18 protein-coding genes are annotated in these 20,866 nt (G+C 68.2%); 15 read left to right on the plus strand and 3 right to left on the minus strand.

The genetic code is table 11. From position 1 onward, the window contains the following. Positions 1 to 191 precede the first annotated feature (191 nt). From ABZ434_RS21630 to ABZ434_RS21640, 3 genes are all read right to left on the minus strand, one after another. Entirely contained in the window at positions 192 to 1,922 is a 1,731-nt protein-coding gene (locus tag ABZ434_RS21630) for a glycoside hydrolase family 18 protein (RefSeq protein WP_359139159.1), read from the minus strand. 562 nt (positions 1,923 to 2,484) lie between these two features. After that, the gene (locus tag ABZ434_RS21635; protein ID WP_359139162.1) at positions 2,485 to 4,056 is read right to left on the minus strand and encodes a trypsin-like serine protease; all 1,572 of its coding nucleotides are present in this window, start codon (positions 4,054 to 4,056) and stop codon (positions 2,485 to 2,487) included. Positions 4,057 to 4,176: 120 nt separating this feature from the next. After that, positions 4,177 to 4,569, minus strand: a complete 393-nt coding sequence (locus ABZ434_RS21640; protein WP_359139165.1) for a hypothetical protein — start codon at positions 4,567 to 4,569, stop codon at positions 4,177 to 4,179. Between the two features lie 535 nt (positions 4,570 to 5,104). Here ABZ434_RS21640 and ABZ434_RS21645 point away from each other — a divergent pair. The 15 genes from ABZ434_RS21645 to ABZ434_RS21715 all read left to right on the plus strand — a co-directional run bounded on the left by ABZ434_RS21645 (position 5,105) and on the right by ABZ434_RS21715 (position 20,852). Beyond that, positions 5,105 to 8,695 (plus strand): colicin D domain-containing protein, encoded by a 3,591-nt coding sequence (locus ABZ434_RS21645; RefSeq protein ID WP_359139167.1) that lies wholly within the window; start codon positions 5,105 to 5,107, stop codon positions 8,693 to 8,695. A 46-nt stretch (positions 8,696 to 8,741) separates the two neighbouring features. Further along, complete coding sequence (locus tag ABZ434_RS21650; protein WP_359139170.1) at positions 8,742 to 8,978, plus strand: hypothetical protein; 237 nt, start codon at positions 8,742 to 8,744, stop codon at positions 8,976 to 8,978. A gap of 519 nt (positions 8,979 to 9,497) precedes the next feature. Continuing rightward, positions 9,498 to 10,358, plus strand: a complete 861-nt coding sequence (locus ABZ434_RS21655) for a hypothetical protein (protein WP_359139173.1) — start codon at positions 9,498 to 9,500, stop codon at positions 10,356 to 10,358. Positions 10,359 to 10,529: 171 nt separating this feature from the next. After that, positions 10,530 to 11,240, plus strand: a complete 711-nt coding sequence (gene cpaB, locus ABZ434_RS21660; protein WP_359139176.1) for a Flp pilus assembly protein CpaB — start codon at positions 10,530 to 10,532, stop codon at positions 11,238 to 11,240. A gap of 7 nt (positions 11,241 to 11,247) precedes the next feature. Then, the gene (locus ABZ434_RS21665; RefSeq protein WP_359139178.1) at positions 11,248 to 12,519 is read left to right on the plus strand and encodes an AAA family ATPase; all 1,272 of its coding nucleotides are present in this window, start codon (positions 11,248 to 11,250) and stop codon (positions 12,517 to 12,519) included. A gap of 16 nt (positions 12,520 to 12,535) precedes the next feature. After that, complete coding sequence (locus tag ABZ434_RS21670; protein WP_359139181.1) at positions 12,536 to 12,943, plus strand: TadE family protein; 408 nt, start codon at positions 12,536 to 12,538, stop codon at positions 12,941 to 12,943. A 3-nt stretch (positions 12,944 to 12,946) separates the two neighbouring features. Next, a complete protein-coding gene (locus ABZ434_RS21675) occupies positions 12,947 to 13,324 on the plus strand; it encodes a TadE/TadG family type IV pilus assembly protein (RefSeq protein ID WP_359139183.1) in 378 nt (125 codons plus the stop codon). A 63-nt stretch (positions 13,325 to 13,387) separates the two neighbouring features. Then, positions 13,388 to 14,725 (plus strand): CpaF family protein, encoded by a 1,338-nt coding sequence (locus tag ABZ434_RS21680; RefSeq protein ID WP_359139186.1) that lies wholly within the window; start codon positions 13,388 to 13,390, stop codon positions 14,723 to 14,725. A 10-nt stretch (positions 14,726 to 14,735) separates the two neighbouring features. Further along, on the plus strand, positions 14,736 to 15,674 hold the full coding sequence (locus ABZ434_RS21685; RefSeq protein WP_359139189.1) for a type II secretion system F family protein: 939 nt from the start codon (positions 14,736 to 14,738) through the stop codon (positions 15,672 to 15,674). A gap of 14 nt (positions 15,675 to 15,688) precedes the next feature. Then, entirely contained in the window at positions 15,689 to 16,573 is an 885-nt protein-coding gene (locus ABZ434_RS21690) for a DUF5936 domain-containing protein (RefSeq protein ID WP_359139192.1), read from the plus strand. A 52-nt stretch (positions 16,574 to 16,625) separates the two neighbouring features. After that, positions 16,626 to 17,942, plus strand: coding sequence for a histidine kinase (locus ABZ434_RS21695; RefSeq protein ID WP_359139194.1), 1,317 nt, complete (start codon positions 16,626 to 16,628; stop codon positions 17,940 to 17,942). A 45-nt stretch (positions 17,943 to 17,987) separates the two neighbouring features. Further along, positions 17,988 to 19,085: a response regulator transcription factor gene (locus ABZ434_RS21700; protein ID WP_359139197.1), complete on the plus strand. Its 1,098-nt coding sequence runs from the start codon at positions 17,988 to 17,990 to the stop codon at positions 19,083 to 19,085. Positions 19,086 to 19,337: 252 nt separating this feature from the next. Continuing rightward, positions 19,338 to 19,568 (plus strand): hypothetical protein, encoded by a 231-nt coding sequence (locus ABZ434_RS21705; RefSeq protein ID WP_250967955.1) that lies wholly within the window; start codon positions 19,338 to 19,340, stop codon positions 19,566 to 19,568. Beyond that, the gene (locus ABZ434_RS21710) at positions 19,568 to 20,218 is read left to right on the plus strand and encodes a pilus assembly protein TadG-related protein (RefSeq protein WP_359139200.1); all 651 of its coding nucleotides are present in this window, start codon (positions 19,568 to 19,570) and stop codon (positions 20,216 to 20,218) included. Before ABZ434_RS21705 ends, ABZ434_RS21710 begins: the two co-directional genes overlap by 1 nt. A gap of 31 nt (positions 20,219 to 20,249) precedes the next feature. Then, positions 20,250 to 20,852: a hypothetical protein gene (locus tag ABZ434_RS21715; protein WP_359139203.1), complete on the plus strand. Its 603-nt coding sequence runs from the start codon at positions 20,250 to 20,252 to the stop codon at positions 20,850 to 20,852. Positions 20,853 to 20,866: the final 14 nt, after the last annotated feature.

The raw sequence follows: 20,866 nt of genomic DNA on the forward strand, positions 1-20,866 counted from the left end.
GCGCCCGACAACGGTGCCACGAGGCTGCCCGAACAGCCATGGAATGCGGCAATTCCCGTTCACTCTGTTGCGGGGCCGGTACAGGCCCGGGACGCCTGCCGCACCCCGGACGTGCAGCAGCGCCACCGGGGGAGCGGCGGCGCTGCTGGTCAGTGATGCGCCTGGTTCAACAGGCTTGGTGCGAAGGCGGGTTACGGGAGGCCGTGGACGTGCGGGCCGACCGCGTTCGACCAGGCGTTGCCCGATGTGGCGTCCCAGTTGGTCGACCAGGTCATCGCTCCGCGCAGACCCGGGTAGGTCTTCGAGGGCTTGAAGGAACCGCAGCCGGTGCCCTTCGCGAGGCAGTCCAGGGCCGCGTTCACGACCGAGGGGGCCACGTAGCCGCTGCCCGCACCCCTGGTGGAGGCGGGGACGCCGAGGCCGACCTGCGACGGGGCCAGGCCGCCCTCCAGCTGGATGCACGCCAGCGCGGTGAGGAAGTCCACCGAACCCTGCGAGTAGACCTTGCCGTCACAGCCGAGCATCGAACCGCTGTTGTAGTACTGCATGTTGACGACGGTCAGGATGTCCTTGATGTTGAGCGCCGTCTTGAAGTACTCACCCGAGGTGGACTGCATGTCGATGGTCTGCGGGGCCATCGTGATGACGAGGCCGGAGCCCGCCTTCTGCGACAGCGAGCGCAGCGCCTTCGTCATGTAGGTGGAGTTGAGGCCGTTCTCCAGGTCGATGTCGACGCCGTTGAAGCCGTACTCCTGGATGAGGGAGTAGAGGGAGTTGGCGAAGTTGGTGGCGGAGGCGTCGCTGTTGACCGCGACGGAACCCTTCTCGCCGCCGACCGAGATGATGACGTTCTTGCCGGCCGCCTGCTTCGCCTTGATGTCGGCCTTGAACTGGGCGACGGTGTAGCCGTTCAGGCCCGCCGAGTCCAGGTTGAAGGTGACGGCGCCGGGCGTGGCCGTGGCGTCGGCGAAGGAGACCGCGATGATGTCGTAGTTCGCCGGCACGTCGCTGAGCTTCTGCACGGTCGCGCCGTTGTTGAAGTTCTGCCAGTAGCCGGTGACGGCGTGCTTGGGCACCGAGGTGCCGGGGTTGGGTTCACCGCCGCCGGACTTGGCGGTACGCCCGCTGACGGTGGCGGACTTCACGGACTCACCGGCCGCGTTGGTGGCGGTGACGGCGAACTGGTAGGCCGTGTCGGCCGACAGCCCCGTGATCGTCGCCGAGGCGCCGGTGGAGGTGGTGGCCTTCGCGCCGTCCTTGTAGACGGTGTAGCCGGTCGCGCCGGACACCCCGTTCCAGGACAGGGCGAGGGAGGAGGAGGTCGCGGTGCCGACGGCGAGACCGGCGGGGGCCGCGGGGACCGTCGGTGCGGGGTCGGTGCCACCGCCGCCGTCGGGCCCGGTGACCGAGACGTCGTCGACGAGGTAGGCGGGCTGCCCGTACCAGCCGTGCGTGTACACGGTGACGGAGGTGGTGCTGGGCCCGGTCGTGAAGCTGGTCGAGAGCTGGCTCCAGCCGCTGGAGCCCGGGGTCCAGGTCGAGACGTCGGTGGTGCCGGTGCCGCTGGCGCCCAGGTACACGTAGGAGCCCTGCACCCAGGAGCTCAGGGAGTACGTCGAATTGGGCTTCACGGCGACGGTCTGCGTGCACTGGGCGTTGTCCAGCCCGGCCGGCGTGGCCTTGAGGGCGGCGGTGCCGCTGTGCACGGGGGAGGAGACGGTGGCACCGCTGCCGCCGGAACAGGTCCAGTTGGCGAGGCCGGACTCGAAGCCGGCGTTCTTGGCGACGTTGACGTCGGCGGCCTCGGCGCTGCTGACGAGACCGGTGAGGGTCAGCGCGCCCGCGGCCACCACGGCCATGGCGGAACCGAGGAGCGGGCGGGTGTGACGTCTTCTGCGGCTGGTTGCGGGGGAACGTTCCACTTGCTGCCTCCGTGGGGAAGTCGGGGGATGGCGGGGAAGCGACACGGGGATGCCGGGGGTGCGGCACGGGGGTGCCGGGGTGTGGAATCGAGGAACGGTGGCCACCGCTGGGCGCTAAAACTGGTCCAGACCAATCAAGTTGTCAAGACCTCTGGCAGCGTCCGGGCGCAAAGAGCGTCGTGATCGTGTCGGGGAGCCGTCCCGGAGAGCGTCGCGAAGCATGGGGGAAAGCGTCGCGAAGGGGAGCTGCGCATCTCGGTCCGGTTCGCCCGCGCGAAGCCGGTCGACCGGTGCGGGCTCGTGTGCCGGTCGTGTGCGCCCGTAGGTGCGTGGCCACGCTGGACGCGGCGATCGGAGCGTATCTGTGGGCCGGGAACGTCACCTCAGGCCGAGCCGGAGGCGGACAAGGAACATGCGGGACGGGTGAGTTCGGTCGACGCCGAGGCGGTCCGCGGATCGCGAGCCGTAACGGTCGACGCCTCATCGGGGCCGACGCGACGTACCGCCCGGACCGACAGTCGCCGGTTCGGGCGGTACGTGGGTCATCTGCGGGGCCGGGGGCTCAGGAGTCCGCGGGCCACAGAGTGGTGCCGACGGCGAGGGCGCCGGTGCCGTCTCCCCGGTACAGGCTGAAGTTGTGCTTGGGGAAGATGACCGGACCCGTCAGGTACCAGTAGGCGGCCAGGTCGCCCTTGCCGTCACCGTTGAAGTCACCACCGGCTATGGCTTCCATGCCACTCCAGCTGTTGTCGTGCCACATCTGCCGGGCCGCGGCGAAGGAACCGCTCGCGTTGCCGACGTACAGGTCGAGCCTTCCGGTGGCATTGACCGCCGCGATGTCGTCCCGGCCGTCGGCGTTGAAGTCCGCGGTGGCGAAGTGTGTCTTGCCACCCCACGTGCTGTCGTGCCACATGTTTCGCTTGGTACCGGTGAGAGCGCCGCTGGGACCGGTGGTGTAGGCGTACAGCGAGCCGTCCCCCCAGACGGTGATCAGGCCGTCGCGCCCGGAGGCGTCGGCCTTGTAGCGGGCGATGTGCCGCACGGTGCTCCAGCTGGTGTCCTTCCACATCGAGATCCGGGCGCCGAGGTATCCGTTCGCGGAGCCGGGGTAGAGGAAGAACTGACCGTCGCTCGACATCGCGGCCACGTCGCCCGTGCCGTCACCGTTGAAGTCACCTCCGATGATCCTGGAGAAGGCGCTCCAGGTCGCGTCCTTCCACAGGGGCCGGCCGTATTCGAGGATCCCGTCCGTTCCGGCGTAGAAGGCGTGCAGGGTGCCGTCGGTCAGCACCGCGGCGACATCGGTGCGGCCGTCACCGTTGAAGTCGGCGGAGGTGACGGTCTTGGTGGTCAGGTGGTCCACGTTGGTCAGGCGGGTCCGCCCGATCCAGGAACTGACGTTGTCGACGCGGGTGTCCACGGCACCGTCACGGGTTTCCTCGGAGTTGTAACAGCCGGATCCCCAGGAGCGGGAGTGAATGCCCACCAGTTCCGGCGTTCCGTCCGCCCTCGTACGGAAAGTGGGACCGCCGGCGTCGCCCTTGCAGATGCCCACGCTATCGGTTGCCGTGCCGTTCAGGGAGAGGCTGGTCTCGTCGACGGCGGTGAGCGTGGGGGTCGCGGTGTGAGCGCTGTCCGTCACCCACTGGGTCTTCGTGCGTCCGTAGCCGGTGACCCGGATGTCCTCGCCGGCCGTCACCGGTGTCGAGGCGACCGCGATCGGGGCGGCCTGGAACACGGGATGGATGGTGAAGGGGAACGACGAGCTCAGGCGGACCATGGCCAGGTCACGGTCCGGGTGGGGAATGATTTTGGTGGCCGTGACCGTGATGGGCAGGGTCGACGGCCTACCCGCAGTGACCGTCGTCCCTTCCGGAGCGTCCCCGGAAGGGACCCGGCCGGTGCTGTCGGCGAAGCAGCTGGCGGCCGTCAGGACCCATACCGGGTCGACCAGCGCTCCCGAACAGCTGCGCTCGCCGTTCGCGATGTCGAGCTTGGCGGTGAAGGCGTAGTCACCGGTCTTGACCGTGTCGCCACCGACCGCGACCGCGGCGGCGGAGGAGAGCAGGCAGGCTGCCACGGAGGTCGCGAGCAGGCCGATCGTCCACGAGGTACGAGATCTTCTTTCGGGCACGATTTTCCTTGACTGATTCAGAAGGCGAGGGGCCGCGCTGGACGGATGTCCGCTTGGTTCCGGTGCGGCAGGCCGTCCACGGACGTGCGGCGTTTCCGGGATCGGTACGTGGGTTCGGGGTCAGCCGGTGACGCGGATCTCGACGAGTACGGACTGGGCGCCGCCGACGGTGCCCTCTCCGACGGACTCGAAGCCGCCTTCGGGCAGGTCGATCGTGGCCGTCTGGCCGTTGGCGGTGAGGTCGGCGCTGATGGGGTGGTCCGCGGCTTCCAGAGCGAACACCCGGGGAAGCGACAGGGTGATGAAGCCCGTCGCGGCCGTGGCCCGGAAACAGTAGGTGCCGGCGCGGCCCACCGTGTCGTCCTTGACGGTCAGGACTCTGATCTGCTCGGCCGCGGGGTCGCAATCGGCCAGCAGGACATGCCCGTCGCCCTTCTTCAGTTCGATGCCCTTGGTCGCGAGGATCTTCGCGGCGCCGGGGTACGAGAAGTCCTCCACGGCGAAGGGCGGCATATCCTCAGCGGCTTGCTGGGCGGGCTCACCGGCGGCAAAGGCCAGGGGTATTCCGGCCCCCGCCACGAGTGCGCACACGGCTGCGGCAATCAGTGTTCTACGGGTGCGATGGGCCACAGGGAGTCCTTCCGGGCATGGCGCCTGCGCATCCGGAGGCCCCCGCCAAGATGTGATGATCAGGAAAAGATGTCGCTGGATGCTAAACGTCACCTTTCAGGGCGTCAAGAGCAGTCCACGGCAGACGAGTTGTTTCGCCTTCGCGCACATTGACCGTTGGTTTCAGCCAGTTCGGTGCGATCCGGGCACGAGGAGCCAGCCCTTCGTAGGGAGAACAAAAGCCGCCCATCGGAGGTTCTCCAAAGAAAGCACCATGTGGCGAGAAGGTAACCCTCTTGTAAATGACCGCAGTTATCATCTGCGCGCATCGATTCAGCACACACCGATACAAGTTGACGTGGAGACGGAACGCGTGAGATTGAAACGACGATTGCATGGGCCGGGTGGCGCCGGGAGAGCGCCGCGCGCGATACGCGCAGTGATCACCACCCTGTTGCCGCTCGCTCTGGTTGCGGGCCTGTTCGGGGCCGCACCGGCCGCAGCGGAGGACGTTCCGCCCGAGATCGTCCCGGGCACCATGCTGGTGGTCCCCACCGACCGGGGCATGGTCGTGGAACTCTGGAAGTCGGGCGGGCCCGGCGTCAAGGCCGCGGCCGAGGCCGCGCTGACGGGGACCGACGCCGATGTGCAGGCGTTCCTGGACGCCTCCTCGGACCTGGACCTCCAGGACAACCGGGTCCTGACGGCCCAGCTTGCCGGCGTCGGCGGTACCGAGCTCCTGGCGGCCGCCCGCGCGGCGCTCGCCGGAACGCCCGAGGATCTGGACGACTTCCTGCTGTACGGCTGGCAGTCTCCGCTGGAGCAGGACCAGCGGGTGCTCGTGGCGCAGGTCATGAGCGTGGGTGGCCCCGGTGTCCAGGAGGCGGGGCGGGCCGCGCTGAACGGCACGGCCGAGGATGTGAAGGAGTTCCTGGACTCCGGTCAGTACAGCCAGCGTGAGCAGGACAACCGGGTCCAGCTGGTGCAGGTCATCAGTGTGGGCGGGCCTGCCGTGCAAGCGGCCGGGCGGCTGGCGCTGGGAGGGACCGCGCAGGACATCGCGGAATTCCTGGAAGTGGGCCAGTTCGTGGCACGCTCCCGGGATCAGGAGCATGCCACGGTTGCCCAGTTGGCGGCGCAGGCGCAGGAGGCCGGGCGCCAGGCAGCCGGTGAGACGGCGGCGGCCAAGGAGGCGTCGGCGCAGGCGGTCGAGGCGGCCAAGCTGGCGAAGGAAGCGGCTCAGCTGGCTGCCGCGGAGGCGGAGGCGGCCAAGGGCGACACGGAAAAGGCCGCGCAGGCCGCCGGGCGTGCGTCCAAGGCCGCGTCCCAGGCCGCGGCCGCTGCACAGAAGGCCATCAACGCGGCCAATGCCGCGAGCAATTCGGCGCGGATCGCGGCGAGTGCCGCGTCGCAGGCGGCGGCAGCCGCCGCCGGTGCGGCACAGGCAGCGGCGAAGGCGCGCGGGGCGGCGGCGGACGCGGCTGTGGACGCGGGCAACGCGGCGGCGGCGCGTAAGGCGGCGGAGAACGCGCGCGGTGCCGCCAAGGGCGCGAACCTGGCGGCTGACGCGGCCGATCAGGCGGTGGTGGCAGCCACGGCGGCCGGGGACGCGGCGGCTTCCGCCGCAGGTGCCGGGGCGAACGCCAACCTTGCCGCGGACGCCGCGGTGGAGGCGAGCGGGTACGCCGGTCAGAGCAGCGCGCAGGCTGCGCAAGCGCGAGCCGCGGCCGCGGCCGCACGCCGGCATGCCACGGAGGCGAACCGCGCCGCGGCTGCCGCGGAGGCGCTGGCCCGCAAGTCCGCGACGGCGGCCGGGGAGGCACGTGACGCGGCCAGGTCGGCGGCGACACACGCGAACAACGCGGCGGAGGCTGCCGATGACGCCGCCGACCATGCGGGTGAGGCTGCCACGGCGGCGACGAAGTCGACCGCGCACGCGAACGCGGCCACCGCGGCCGCGAATGTGGCGTCCACCATGGCTGCCAAGGCCGAGGACGTGTACGCGCTGGCCCGCGAGGTCGAGGCGGAGGAGCTGCTGGGCCGCACCAACGCGGGTATCGAGCTGGCCAAGGACGCCAAGGCCGAGGAAGAGGCGCGTCGGGCCGAGCAGACCCGTGCGGACCAGGAGAGCAAGGACCGCGACGCCGAGGCTCAACGCCTGGCCACCGCGGCTGCCCAGCCCGCGGCCGACTTCGCGGCCATCGCCGCCGACGGCCGTGAACTGGCCATGCTGACGATGTCGAGGGGCACCCCCTGGGGGCGGGCCGCCGCCGAGTCCGCTCTCACCGGCACGGACGCGGTCGTCATCGAGTACCTGCGTAACGGATGGCGGCTGGCGGCGGAGCAGGACGAGCGTGCCCATGTGGAGCGGCTCGCCGAAGACAGCTCCATCAAGGCGGTACGGGATGCCGCGGAGGTGGCCCTGGACGGGGGCGCCGCCGAGGTCAAGGCTTTCCTGACGGAGGGTCAGTACCAGGCGGGTGAGTCGGACTTCCGGGTCGCCATCGCCCAGGCCGTCTCCACAGGCGGGCCCGAGGTCCAGCGGACGGGGCGGGCCGCACTGTCGGCCGGGACGATCGCCGCATACCGCACGTTCCTGACGAGCACGCTGGACACAGCGCGCGGTGAGGACGAGCGAGTACGGGCCGCACAGCTGATCAGCAGCGGTGGTCCCGAGGTGAAGTCCGCGGCACGGATCGCGCTGGAGGGCTCGACGCAGATGCTGCACGCGTTCATCGAGTCGGGCCAGTACATGGCCCAGCGCAAGGACCTCCTCGCCGCGACCCACCTCGCGCTGGTGCAGGAACTGATCTCGGAGGCGGTGAAGGTCGCCGCGCTCGCGCAGAAGGACGCGGCCACCGCGCAGAAGGTCGCGGCCCTTGCCCGCAAGGCCGACGCAGACGCGGAAAAGTACGCGAAGCAGGCTCAGGATTCGGCCGACGACGCCAAGGAAGCCGCCGACGAGGCCGAGCAGCACGCCAAGGACGCAGAGACCTCGGCGGCCGCCGCGGCCGCGTCCGCGAAGACCGCCCGGGCCGCGGCGGACCGTGCCGACCGTGACGCCGACAACGCGGCCGCATCCGCCACCACCGCTACCGTCTCCGCCGAGAACGCCCAGGCATCCGCCACCCAGGCATGGTTCGAAGCCGATCAGGCACGCGCCTCGGCCATTGCGGCCGGCAAGGACTCCGCGGCGGCTCTCGAAGCGGCGACGCAGGCCTTCACCATCTCCGTGCAGAAGCGCAAGGAGGAGGAGGAAGCCCGGCGCGAGGAACTGCTGAAAGCCAAGGAAGCCGCGGAGAACGATCCGGGGGCGCAGGCTCGCAAGCAGTACCGCTGCGGTGTCCTGGACCCCACCTGCGAGATGACCGACAACCCCGTCCGGTGGTGCGTGCAGAACGAACTTCTGTGCCAGATCATCTCCGTGGGCCCCGCCTTCAACGACGCCATGCAGCAACTGTGGGAGGTCACCGCAACGCTCACGGGGCTCACTCAGCTCGAGAACTGCGCCATGAAGAAGGACCTCTGGGCCTGCGCGGAACTCACGACGGACGTCATCGTCCAGTCCAAGCTGAAACTGCTGACCCGGTCGTACGAGGCACTGCGCAACCTCAAGCGTGGCTGCAAGACCGTCGACAGGGCGAGCTTCGGTCTGCTCCGGGTCCTCGACCTGCCACCGCCCGCTTCGGCCGGGTGCGGCACCTTCTGGATGGAGGAGGACAGGGCCGCGCACCACTACATGTCGCTCAACAACCAGGGTGTCAAGCACGCCGAAGACTTCGGGGTGCACGGCAACTACAATAAGTTGAACGAGGAGAAGTTCATCAAGGCGATCGAAAGCCTGGTGACGAATCCGGGCACCCGCAGGATCGAGGGAACGTACCGGGGCAAGCCCGCCACCCACTTCGTGGACGAAACCGGCCTGCACGTCTCCTTCGCCCGGAACGGGCCGGATGTGGGCATGTATCTCGGCGGCTGGCGATCGGACGGCGACCAGCTCCTGTACTTGCTGCGGGACGGGAAACTGTGATGGCGGAGAATCGCCGTGAGGGTGCCCTGCAACGGGAAGGTGCGGCATGAGGATCGAGTTGTCGCAGGACCAGGCGCTGGTGCTCTCCGACTGGATGGACCGGGTGCTGCACACGAAGGATTTCGCGGCCCAAGTCGACGACCGGGCGGTATGGTCCGCTTTGTTCGTCATCAGCGGAGCCCTTGAGACGTCCTTGCCGGCTATCTTCGCCGCCGACTACGACGAGCAGTTGGAGGCGGCGCGTGAGCGGTTGCTCCCTCAATTGGGTGATTTCGGAAAGTAACACCGCGCGCTGAGCGTGCGCCGGGACGAGCGGCCGCCGGCCTTCTGTCGGCGGCCGTTGCGTTGGCCGGCGGCCGTCGCGTTGACCGGCGGGGGCCTTCGGCGTCCGCGAGGGGGTTCTGCGTGACCCCGTGTGGGCCCGGGGGCCCCAATTCGGGCCCAGAGTTCACGCGGGGCCCATCGGGAGCGCCGATGGTGGCCGAAGGGGCGCGCTCTCACGCCTCCGACGTGCGCGGAAGCAGAAAAAGATCATGAATTGTCTCGGCATTCGCAACTTAGGCGCCGAATAGTACGGAATTTAACTACCAGTCACTTGGGGTGATTTGTCGGGCGAACGTCCTGTGGGGAGTTCGTGAGCCCTGCCTCACTGGGCCCCCAAAGGTGTTCTCTGCCTCCCCGGACGTGGATAAAGTGCTGAGGCAGGAGCGCCCGAGCAAGGAGCACCTGGCAGGAGCGATTGCGGCCGGCGGTACGCGGCGGCCGGAGCCGAACGGGGAACAGCGTGCCGACAGCAATAGCAGTGACCAGTGCTGACCTCGTGCTGCCTCCGACCGATCAGCAGACGCCCACGGCTGTGGTCCTGAGGGCGCCGGACGAGCAGCCGCTCGACCAGGCACTGACGGACATGCACCTGCTCCTGGAGCAGCACGGCTACGTCATCGCGGTGTACCCCGCCAGCATCTCTGCCGCCCATGAGCGGCGACTGCACACGATCCGCTCGGTGCTGGAAAGTGACCGCATCGCGCTGATCAAGTCGGATCTGCCCCCCTTGGGGGTGGCTGTGCTGGTGCGCCAATTGCGGCAGTTGTCCATCTGTGACTTCAGTGCCGGGGTCGTCGCCTCCGCGGCGCGCCTGCTCTCCCACTACATCCACTCGGGCGGGCTCCTGAACTCGGTCACCAAACTGGACCGGGTGCCCGTCAGCCTGAAGGCCCACGCGAAGTCATGGGTCCCCGGATCGCAGTTCGGCGTGCTGGCCAATCCGAACCCCCAGCTGATCAAGATCGGCTCGGGGGACCTCACCGGCCCCGAATTCGCCACCCATCTGCTGGTGGCCAAGGGGCAGTTGCAGTCCGACTGGGTGACGTCCACGATCGCACCTGCCTGGCAGGTGCAGGCGGTTCACGAAGTCGCTTTGCCGGCGGATTCGCCCACGTGGTGGGGTACTCCGAAAATGATCGAATTCGCCGCCTTCCTGCCCGATATCTCACTGATTTATCAGCTGGTTTCTTCGGTCCGCAGGGAGGTCTGCACCTGGTGCGGAAATGAACTCATCGGCGACCGCTGCGGCCTGTGCTCGGCTCCGCTGAAACCGCCGGAGAACCAAACGCACGGTTCCGGTGTCCTGAACCAAGGAACACCCATGCACCACGGGTCGTGAGCCACCGCGACGGCGGTGTGCCGCTGCTGCACCCACAGCCCGGCGAACAGCGCACGGCACCGCCCCGTTCCGTACGGGCGGAACGCCGCAGCGAGACCCGCGACGGCCCGACCCCGCTCCGCTCCTCTGTCCGCTCATCGGTCCACGTCTCCCAACGAGGTTGCTCCGCTCATGAACTCACGGCAACGCCGCGGCATCATCCTTCTCCTCCTCTCGGTCCTCTGTGCCTTCGGTGCGTTCGCCGGTGTGCTCTCGGTGATCAGTGATGTGAACTCGAAGGTGGGTCCGGAGGTGACTGCCTACCAGGTCAAAAAGGAAATACTTCCCTACCGGCCGCTGGACCCGGGGCAGTTCGAGAAGGTCTCGATGCCGAAGCGCTGGCTGTCCAAGAACGCCGTCACCGACCTGTCGGTGCTGGACGGCAAGATCGCCGTCACCAAGCTCCGGGAGGGCTCCCTCCTCCAGGAGGACATGCTCGTCAAGCGCCCGGCGCTGGAGAGCGGGCAGCAGGAGATCGCCATCATGATCGACGCCGCGACCGGCGTCGCCGGCAAGATCCGGCCGGGCAACCTGGTCAACATCTACGCGACCTTCGGTGGCCAGAACGACAAGGAACAGCCCACCTCGCGCGTCATCGTGCCCAACGCCAAGGTCATCGACGTCGGCCAGCTGACCTCCCTCGACCCGAAGGAGGACTCACGCAGCGGCCCGACCGAGGCCGTGCCGATCACCTTCGCCCTGGACACCACCGACGCGCAGCGCGTCGCCTACGCCGAGTCCTTCGCGGAGCACGTCCGGCTGGCCCTGCTGCCGAACGACAGCCCGACCACGCTCCGTCCGGGCGAGGGCAGCTACAACCTCGACGAAGACAAGAACAAGTGAGGACCGGATGAGCACACGAATCCTCCCGGCTGTCGGCGATGCCGACGCCGCCCGATCCATCACCACACTGCTCAGCCAGCTCCCCGACGCGGAGCCGGCCGGGCCACTGGGTGACTCCACCGCGCTGCTCGACACCCTGGCCCGGCTCGCCGCCGAGTCACTGGACGAGCTGCCCGAGGTCGTGCTGGTGCACGAGCGGATCGGTCCGGTTCCAGCCCTTGAGCTGATCCGGGAGGTGGCCCTGCGCTTTCCGGCGGTCGGGGTCGTGCTCGTCACCGCCGACGCGAGCCCCGGGCTCTACTCCGCAGCCATGGACTCCGGCGCCCGCGGCCTGGTCGGCCTTCCCCTCTCGTACGAGGAACTGGCCCAGCGCGTCCAGGCCGCCGCCGGCTGGTCCGTCGGAGTCCGCCGCCACCTGGGGGCGGGCGCCGAGGTCTTCACCGGCCCCGGCGGCACCGTCGTCACCGTCAGCGGCGCGAAGGGCGGCGTCGGCGCGACCGTCACCTCCGTCCAGTTGGCCCTGGCCGCCCAGGCCTCCGGCCACACCGTCGCCCTGGTCGACATGGACCTGCAGTCCGGCGACATCGCCTCGTTCCTGGACGTGCAGTTCCGCCGCTCCATCGTCGACCTGGCCGCGATCAGCGACATCTCCCCCCGCGTCCTGGCCGATGCCGTGTTCAGCCACCCCAGCGGGCTCGCCCTGCTGCTGGCACCCGGCGAGGGCGAACGGGGCGAGGAGGTCAGCGACCGGTCCGCCCGGCAGATCGTCAGCGCGCTGCGTTCGCGGTACGAGGTCGTGGTCATCGACGGCGGCAGCCAGATGAACGGCGCCAACGCCGCAGCCATCGAGATGGCCGACCTCGCCCTGCTCGTCACGACGCCGGACGTGGTCGCGGTACGCGGCGCGAAGCGGCTCGTACGGATGTGGGACCGGCTCCAGATCCGCAAGGCGGAGGAGACGACCACGCTCGTCAACCGCTACAGCCGCAACACCGAGATCCAGCCCCCGCTGATCCAGAAGATCACCGGGACCCGGATCGCGGGAACCGCGATTCCCGCCAACTTCAAGGAACTGCAGGGCGCGGTCGACGCCGGCCGCATGCACGAGCTCGACTCGAAGAGCGTCGTCAAGCAGGCGCTCTGGGCCCTGGCGGGCGAGCTCGGGCTGGTGAAGATGCCCGCGGGCGCGGAAGCCGGCGGCAAGTACAAGAACGACCGAGGTTCGATCGGGCGCTCGCGCAGGCGGGGCGATTCCGCGGGCCGTGGCAAAAACGACTGAGGGGGCAGGTTGATTCATGGCCACCATAGAGATGGCGGACGGGCGGATAGGCAGGAGGCGTGAACGCGACCGCGGACAGACGGCGATCGAGTTCGTCGGGGTGACGCCGCTGATCATCCTGATGCTCATTGCCCTGTGGCAGTGCGCGCTGTTCGGCTACACGTTCATCCTGGCCGGGAACGCGGCGGATGTGGCAGCGCGGGCCGGGAACGGTTCGCAGTGGAGGCAGACGGCTGCGTGCCAGGAGGCCGGGAGGGAGGACCTGCCGAGCGCCTGGCAGGGCGAGGCCGATTTCGACTGTGGCGGATACGAGCCTGGCCTGTACAAGGCGAAGGTCCACCTCACCGTGCCCGTCCTGGTGCCCGGAGTACTCAACTGGGGGCCGAAGGTCACCGGCGAAGCCGCTTCGGCGAAGGAGGGCTGACCAATGATCGGGAGCAAGCGAAGGTCACCGCGCGACCGCGGCCAGGTCGCCTTCGAGTACATGGGGTTCGTCCCGCTGTTGCTGCTGGTCGGCCTCTGCGCCATCCAGCTGGGCATCGCCGCGTACGCGGCCAACCAGGCGGGCACCGGCGCTCGGGCGGCAGCGCGTACGGCCAGTCACGATCTGCCGGACATTCCGCCGACGCTGGCAGGTCACCGGGCCATGAGCAGCTGGATCTCCAAGCACGGCAACGCATATTTCGTTCCCTCGTACGGGGCCGACACCGTGACGTACACCGCCAAGGTCAAGATCCCTTCGATCATCCCGTGGGTCGACGACTTCGGCACCGCCACACGTAGCTCGACCATGCCCCGCGACTGACGCGGCGCAGCCGCCCCACCCACACCGCACCACACCGGCAAGCCGGATCTAGGAGTCAGCGAAATGAGCCTGCGGGCACGCATCACCGCCCCCGAGGAGCAAGCCGGGGGGCGGGAAGACGGCCACATGGTCGCCTCCTACCGGGCCAAGCTGCTTGAGGAGATCGACCTCGCGGAGATGTCCTCGCTGGCCGCTGCCGACCGGCGGGCCCGCCTGGAGCGCGTACTCGGGCACATCATCAGCCGGGAAGGCCCGGTCCTCTCGACCGTCGAGCGGTCGCAGCTGATCCGCCGGGTCGTCGACGAGGCCCTCGGCCTCGGCATCCTGGAACCGCTGCTCGAGGACGCGTCCATCACCGAAATCATGGTGAACGGCCCCGACCAGATCTTCGTCGAGCGCAGCGGCAAGGTCGAACAGCTCCCGATGCGCTTCGGTTCGCACGACCAGCTGATGCAGACCATCGAGCGCATCGTGTCGACCGTCAACCGGCGCGTGGACGAGTCCAACCCGATGGTGGACGCCCGTCTCCCCAGCGGCGAGCGTGTCAACGTGATCATTCCGCCGCTCGCCCTGACCGGTGCCACGCTCACCATCCGACGTTTCCCCAGGGCCTTCACGCTCCAGGAAATGATCAACTTCGGTTCGCTGGACGAGCAGATGCTGATCCTGCTCTCGGGACTCGTCCAGGCCAAGCTCAACATCATCGTCTCCGGAGCCACCGGCACCGGCAAGACGACCCTGCTCAACGCACTCTCCGGGCTGATCCCCAACAACGAGCGCATCATCACCATCGAGGACTCCGCCGAACTGCAGCTCCAGCAGAACCACGTCATCCGGCTGGAGTCCCGCCCGGCGAACGTCGAGGGAAAGGGCCAGATCAGCATCCGCGACCTGGTCCGCAACTCCCTGCGTATGCGCCCCGACCGCATCGTCGTCGGTGAGGTCCGTGGCGGCGAGTCCCTCGACATGCTCCAGGCGATGTCGACGGGTCACGACGGCTCCCTCGCCACCGTCCACGCCAACAACGCCGAGGACGCGCTGATGCGTCTGCAGACCCTGGCTTCGATGTCGGAGATCAAGATCCCCTTCGAGGCGCTGCACGACCAGATCAACAGCGCCGTCGACGTGATCGTCCAGCTCACCCGACACGCGGACGGTGGTCGAAAGATCACCGAGATCGCGATCCTCGACTCGCACGGCCGCGACAACTACCGCATCGTCAGCGTCGCCCGCTTCATCCCCCAGCCGATGGCCGCCGACGGGCGGATCTACGGCCAGTTCCAGTACCTCCCGCTCCCGCGCAAGATCGCCGAACGCCTCTACATGGCCAGCCAGCCCATTCCCCAGGCCTTCGGTGTCGCCTCGTCCGACGAACAGCTCGCCACCCGAGAGGCCAAGTAGGTACCGCCCCATGACCAATCTCCCCCTTCTCACGATCGGCGTCACGCTCGTCTGCGGCGTGCTCGGCGTCATGGGTCTGCACGCGTACGCCGGCGGCAAGGCCGACCGCGACGCCCTTGTCGACCGCCTCTCGCACACCGGCCAGATACAGGCCGCCGGACGCCACCGCCGCTTCCAGGGCGTCGACCGCAGACTCCGCAAGACCGGGCTGGGCCGCAGGATCGAGCTGAAGCTCGCCGCCACCGGCATGGAGATCACCCCCGGCGAGTTCTTCGTCTACGCGCTGATCGCCATGGCAGGCCTGTGGATGGTCGCCTCGTCGATCCTCGCCTCCTTCTTCGGGCCGGTCGCCGCGCTGGTCGGGCTCTGGGGCACCAACGCCTTCCTGAACTACCAGCGGACCAAGCGCACCGAGCGCTTCATCAACCAGCTCCCCGAGCTCTCCCGCATCCTCGCCAACGCCACCCAGGCCGGACTCGCCCTGCGCACCGCGCTCTCCATGGCGGCGGACGAGCTGGAGGACCCCGCCGGAGAGGAACTCGCCCGGGTCGCGCGCCGCCTCAGCGTCGGTGAATCCCTCGACGACGCCATGAGCGAACTGACCGAGCGGCTGCCGTCACGCGAACTCGTCGTCCTGGTCACGACCCTCGTCCTCTCCAACCGGGCCGGCGGTACGGTCGTCAGCTCGCTCCGCAACCTCACGGAGACCCTGGAGGAGCGCAAGGAGACCCGGCGAGAGGTCAAGACGCAGCTCTCGCAGGTCACCGTCACGGCCTACGCCGTCCCCGGCTTCGGCATCGGCGCCATGCTCCTGATGAACGCCGTCATGCCCGGTGCTCTCGACCGTATGACCGGTGCGTTCATCGGCCAGGTCGCGGTCATCGTCTCGCTCGTCCTGTACGCGATCGGATTCATCGTGATCCGCCGCCTGTCCCGTATCGACGTCTGAGGGGAGGAGCGGACATGGACTTGTTGCTCGCACTCGTTGTAGGTCTTGCCGTGTACGGCGCCATCGCCGGTATCCGGATGTACCGGGCCGACGCCAAGCTGCCCGGCGACCTCGCGGTCGCCCTGGAAGTCGGCTCCAGCCGCACCAGCGCGGTCGGCTCCGGAATCGACCGGATGGGCATGCGGTGGGCTCCCGCGGTGCTCAGGATGATGGGCCCCAAGGCCGTCAACAAGAAGCGCCACCAGATCGACATGGCCGGTAACCCCGGTGGACTCACCATCGACCGGTACGCCGCCCGGCGTGCGGTCTACGGGGCACTCGGCGTGTTCGGCGCCCTGTCGACCCTCATGCGCGGCCAGATCTTCGTCTCCATCCTGCTCCTCGCGTTCGGTGCCTTCTGGGTGGAGGTCGGCATCTGGTCGGCCGTCCGCGTCCGCAAGGAGCACATCGAACGCACGCTCCCCGACTTCCTCGACGTCCTCGCGGTCGTCGTCTCGGCGGGCCTGGGCTTCCGCCAGGCGCTGGAGCGCGTGGCGGAGAAGTACGAGGGGCCCTGGGCGGACGAGCTCCGGATCACCTTGCGCCAGATGGACATGGGCGTCAGTCGACGGCAGGCCTTCGAGGAACTGCGCAAGCGCAACGACTCGGAGCAGGTCGCCATGTTCGTCACCACCCTCCAGCAGGGCGAGGAACTGGGCGCGCCCATCGTCGAGACGCTGATCCAGATCGCCAACGACATGCGGCGCACCGACGCGCAGAACGCCCGGCGGAAGGCGGCCAAGGCCGTCCCGAAGGCGACGTTCGCGGTCACCTCGTTCCTGCTTCCCGGAACGCTGGTCATGCTGACGGTGGGATTCGTGTACGGGGCCAACGTCGACTTCTCGTTCATCAAGGGATGAGCCACGTGACGGGGGAAAATGAGTATGACGAGCTGGCGGAGGTGACAGGCGCATGGCATTTCAACTCAGCGATTCCAAACCGGGGTTGACGAGCGAGGTACGCCAGGCCCTGGCGAATCCGGGCGCTCAACCGGCCTTCGCGATCCAGCTCAACGCGCTCCAGGCCATGTGCCGGCAGGTCTTCGGCTTCCGCCTGGCGATGACGGCCATAGCCACACCGTTCGCGATCGACCGCACAGCACCCGGCCTCGCCACCTGGCTGATCGGTGCGGCGATTCTCGTCACCTTCATGGGCTCCTACGTCCTGTTCCGGGACTGGGAGCGGTTCGGCCCCCTCTTCCTGCGCCACCCCTGGCTGCTCGGCGTCGACGCCGTTTTCGGTGCTCTGCTGCTGATCACGGCCACACCGGAATCCACCCTGGCGTACGTCACGGTCTGTACGCCGCTGCTCGCCGGACTCGTCTACGGGTGGCGGGGCGCGGCCGTCTTCGCCGCGCTTCAAACGTTGATCATCTTCGGCGTGTACGGCACCGACGACCAGCTGCACGCCAGCGAGGCCACCGCGCTGCTTCTCCCCGGCTTCTGCGTGATTGCCGGCGCGGTCGGCGTGACCCTGCGCAATCTGCTGCTGCGCTTCGGTACGGCGAGCCAAGCCCTCACCGAGACCCGGGCGCGGCTGGCTGTGAACGAGGCCATCGAAGGTGAGCGGACCCGGCTGGCCCGGGAGATGCACGACTCCGTCGCCAAGACACTTCACGGTCTGGCCATGGCTGCCGACGGTCTGGCCAGCTCTTCCGACCGGATGGACCCGCTGACCGTGAAGCACCAGGCCGAGCTCGTCGCCCGTTCAGCCCGGCGCGCAGCAGCGGAATCGCGTGAGCTGCTGTCCGACCTGCGGCGTGAGTCGGGACTCGACGGTGGTATCGATGTGGTGGCCGAACTGCAGGCGCGCGCGGAAGATTTCACCCGTCGGCACGGCCTGACCGCAAGCTTCCGGCTGCTCAACGAGACCCCGGTCCCGGCCGTGCCCCAGGTCGTGGCCCGGCAACTGCTCACCATCGCTTCCGAAGCGATGGAGAACGCCAACCGCCATGCCCACCCCACCTATCTCGTCGTCCTCGCCGGAGTGAAGGGCGATGTCCTGCGGATCAGCGTGTACGACGACGGGCGCGGTCTGCCCGCCGGAATCACCCTCGATGACCTCAGACGCGCCGGCCACTTCGGGCTGGTCGGCATGGTCGAACGCGCCGCGTCCGTCGGCGCCCGTATCCGGATCGGCAAGGGCAAGGCGGTCACCGGCACGGAAGTCCGCCTGGAACTGCCCATGGCCGCCCTGATCCAAGCATCACCCGCTTCACCGCTCGACTGACCGCTCCCCACCCGTCCCCACAGATACATGAGAGGAGGTCGCAGAATGTCGGACGACGTCTCCCGTGCCTCGGGCCAGAACTGGGCCGCACAGCACCACGCCTCCCAGCACACGTCCTCGCATGGCACACCGGTCACTTCCGAATCCAGCTCCCCAGGGTTCCCCGTTGCTCAACAGGCCGCGGCATCCGGAACCATGCCCGCCTTCCCTCCTGCCCCCGGCCTTCCCGCCCCAGGCCCGATGAGGGTCGTCGTCGCCGACGACAACCCCGTGGTCCGGGCCGGGCTCGGCGCCCTGCTCTCCGGCCGTAACGACATCGAAGTCGTCGCCGAGGCCGCGGACGGCCGCCAGGCCTACGACATGGCTGTCCAGTACCGTCCGGATGTCGTGCTGCTCGACGTCCGCATGCCGGGCGTGGACGGCATCTCCGCGCTGCCGCACCTGGTCCAGGTCGCACCGGTCATGATGCTGACCTACAGCCGCGAGAGCGAGATCGTCCACGAGGCGCTCCGGCTGGGCGCAGGTGGCTACCTGGTGCACGGCGAATTCACCGCAGACCAATTGGTGCAAGCCGTACGCGACACGCAGAGCGGCCGCGCCCACTTCACCGCTACGGCAGCGAACGCGCTCCTGGCCCATATGCGCCAAGGTCCGGGGCCGCAGGGAGCGGTTCTGCCCGAAGGGCTGGGTACGGCTCTGACCTCAGGTGTTCCGTATCAGCAGCCCGGGTACGACGTCCGCGCTCCTGGATTGCCGCAACAACACGATGCGTATGCACATTCGCCCATGCCGCAGCCATCCCCTCAACAGTCCTCATCTGGGGCGCGACTGGCCGTCTCCGCGCAGGGTCTTTCGCATCTGCAACCAGATGTGGGACAGTCTGCGGTGTCCGGGGGGCGTGGCACGACTCCTGACAGGCAGCGCTACGGGCTGAGTTCACGGGAGGTGGAGGTCATGGATCTGATCGCGTCCGGCATGAGCAATCAGCAGATCGCCGCCACCTGCTTCATCAGCGAGAAGACGGTCAAGAACCACATCAACCGCATCTTCACCAAGCTGCACAGTGGCAGCCGCAGTGAGGCAATCGCCCGCTGGCTCGGCACGGCTTCCACCGTTGGACCTGCCACACGGGGAGACAGGTAGTCATGGCCTTTCGGGGGATCGAGCGAGACGTGGTCAGCCCGGGGCCGGGGGCCCATCCCCGGGCGCCCAGGGCCCAACTGGACGATTGGGCCCTGGAATGGGTCCTGGGACCCTCTGGTGGGCATGGTGTTCCGCCGTATGTTTCTCATGTCGCAAACGGCACCGGCCAGGAGGAAGCCGGTAACGGGAGTGACGACAAAGGAACTTGCGAGTCGGCCGGCAGTCGGTCGGCCGAATCTGGAGGGGAACACCATGTCGAACATCACCCTGAAGACCGCCGTCCGCGTCAACGGCTGGGCCAACACCGCAGTCTCCAAGATCCAGAAGCGCTACGAGACCGCGGACCGCGGCCAGACGGCCTTCGAGTACCTCGGCATCATCCTGGTGGTCGTCGCGATCATCGGTGGCATGGTGGCCTCGGGCATCGGCAGCGCGATCACGACGCGTATCACCGGCCTGGTGAGCTCCATCACCGCCGGCTAGTGGAACTGCGCAATCGCCGCGACGCAGGGCAGGCCTTCCCCATCTACATCGTGATGGTGGCGGGCCTGCTCTTCCTCGCGTTCGCGTTCTTTGCTGTCGGTCAGGCCTCTGCCACGCGTAACGGCGCCCAGGGTGCCGCGGATGCTGCTGCTCTCGCTGCCGCTCAAAGGGCCCGGGACGACCTGAGTGTGCCTCTCCTCCAGGCGCTTCGGGAGCCCAATGGTCTCAATGAGTTCCTGGCGGGCTATCAGTACTTCCAGGCGGGCCGTTCGGAAGCCGCGTGGCTTGCCCAAGACAATCGCTCGGACCTCATCGACTTCGGTTGGCGTACGGGCTATTGGCAGGACAGCGTCACGGCCAAGGTCAGGACCCAGTACACAGTGGGTGACTCGGTCGTTCCCGGTACCGAGAAGACGCATGCGACGGCCACGGCCACGGCAGTGATCGAGTTTCGCTGCGGTCCCAAGGTCGGTGGTCTTCCGGAGCCCGGTTCCGGCGACGACGACGAGGCGGACGAGGGCGGTACGGCGGACCTGCCCGTACTCACCCTCGATTGTGACGGACGGGATGTCCCGATCGATCTGGGAGACCCTGACCCACTGGCCGGCCTGACCAAGCTGATCTTTGCCGTGCACTTGATCGACGACTGACAGCGAACGACGAGTAAAGGAACCTGAACCCATGAGCATTCGGCGCACCACGAAGTCCCGAAGGGTGGTGGCAGCTGCCTCCATGGCGGCTGTGCTGACCCTTGTTGTCACCGGTTGCGGTGGTGATGACGGTGGAAGCAAGGAAGGTGCCGGATCTTCGACATCTGCCAAGCCGTCGGGAGAGGACAAGGGCGCGGGGGATGACACCGCCGCCGGGGACAAGGTGGATCCGAATGCGAAGCTCGCAGAGGCCAAGGGCCAGGGCGGGCTGACTATCGTCATCAATCAGGTCAAGCGTGACTCCGGGGGCTTCATCACCGTTCAAGGAGAGATCAAGAACGAGGGTGACCAGTCAAAGAACACGGCTGGCTGGGCCGGGTCGGAAAGCGCGGTAGTGGCAAAGAACCCGAACTCTGTCGCCGGAGCGACGCTGGTGGACAAGGTAGGCAAGAAGCGCTACTACATCCTCCGCGACACGGATTCGAACTGCTTGTGCACGACAGGGATCCTTCCGCTGCAGCCCGGCAAGTCGACGCCTGTCTTCATGCAGTTTCCGGCACCTCCGGAAACCAGCACCGAGGTCGACTTCACGCTGCCCACCTTTGCCACCACTTCGCTGAAGATCTCTGGGTGATGGCCGACATGAAC

The sequence above is a fragment of the Streptomyces sp. NPDC005761 genome (assembly GCF_040630635.1).
GTDB lineage: Bacteria > Actinomycetota > Actinomycetes > Streptomycetales > Streptomycetaceae > Streptomyces.

Coding starts and splice junctions, on each gene's coding strand:
- ABZ434_RS21640 (WP_359139165.1), bottom strand. CDS start 4,569: ATGCCGCCCTTCGCCGTGGAGGACTTCTCGTACCCCGGCGCCGCGAAG.
- ABZ434_RS21650 (WP_359139170.1), top strand. CDS start 8,742: ATGAGGATCGAGTTGTCGCAGGACCAGGCGCTGGTGCTCTCCGACTGG.
- cpaB (WP_359139176.1), top strand. CDS start 10,530: ATGAACTCACGGCAACGCCGCGGCATCATCCTTCTCCTCCTCTCGGTC.
- ABZ434_RS21665 (WP_359139178.1), top strand. CDS start 11,248: ATGAGCACACGAATCCTCCCGGCTGTCGGCGATGCCGACGCCGCCCGA.
- ABZ434_RS21670 (WP_359139181.1), top strand. CDS start 12,536: ATGGCCACCATAGAGATGGCGGACGGGCGGATAGGCAGGAGGCGTGAA.
- ABZ434_RS21675 (WP_359139183.1), top strand. CDS start 12,947: ATGATCGGGAGCAAGCGAAGGTCACCGCGCGACCGCGGCCAGGTCGCC.
- ABZ434_RS21680 (WP_359139186.1), top strand. CDS start 13,388: ATGAGCCTGCGGGCACGCATCACCGCCCCCGAGGAGCAAGCCGGGGGG.
- ABZ434_RS21685 (WP_359139189.1), top strand. CDS start 14,736: ATGACCAATCTCCCCCTTCTCACGATCGGCGTCACGCTCGTCTGCGGC.
- ABZ434_RS21690 (WP_359139192.1), top strand. CDS start 15,689: ATGGACTTGTTGCTCGCACTCGTTGTAGGTCTTGCCGTGTACGGCGCC.
- ABZ434_RS21695 (WP_359139194.1), top strand. CDS start 16,626: ATGGCATTTCAACTCAGCGATTCCAAACCGGGGTTGACGAGCGAGGTA.
- ABZ434_RS21700 (WP_359139197.1), top strand. CDS start 17,988: ATGTCGGACGACGTCTCCCGTGCCTCGGGCCAGAACTGGGCCGCACAG.
- ABZ434_RS21705 (WP_250967955.1), top strand. CDS start 19,338: ATGTCGAACATCACCCTGAAGACCGCCGTCCGCGTCAACGGCTGGGCC.
- ABZ434_RS21715 (WP_359139203.1), top strand. CDS start 20,250: ATGAGCATTCGGCGCACCACGAAGTCCCGAAGGGTGGTGGCAGCTGCC.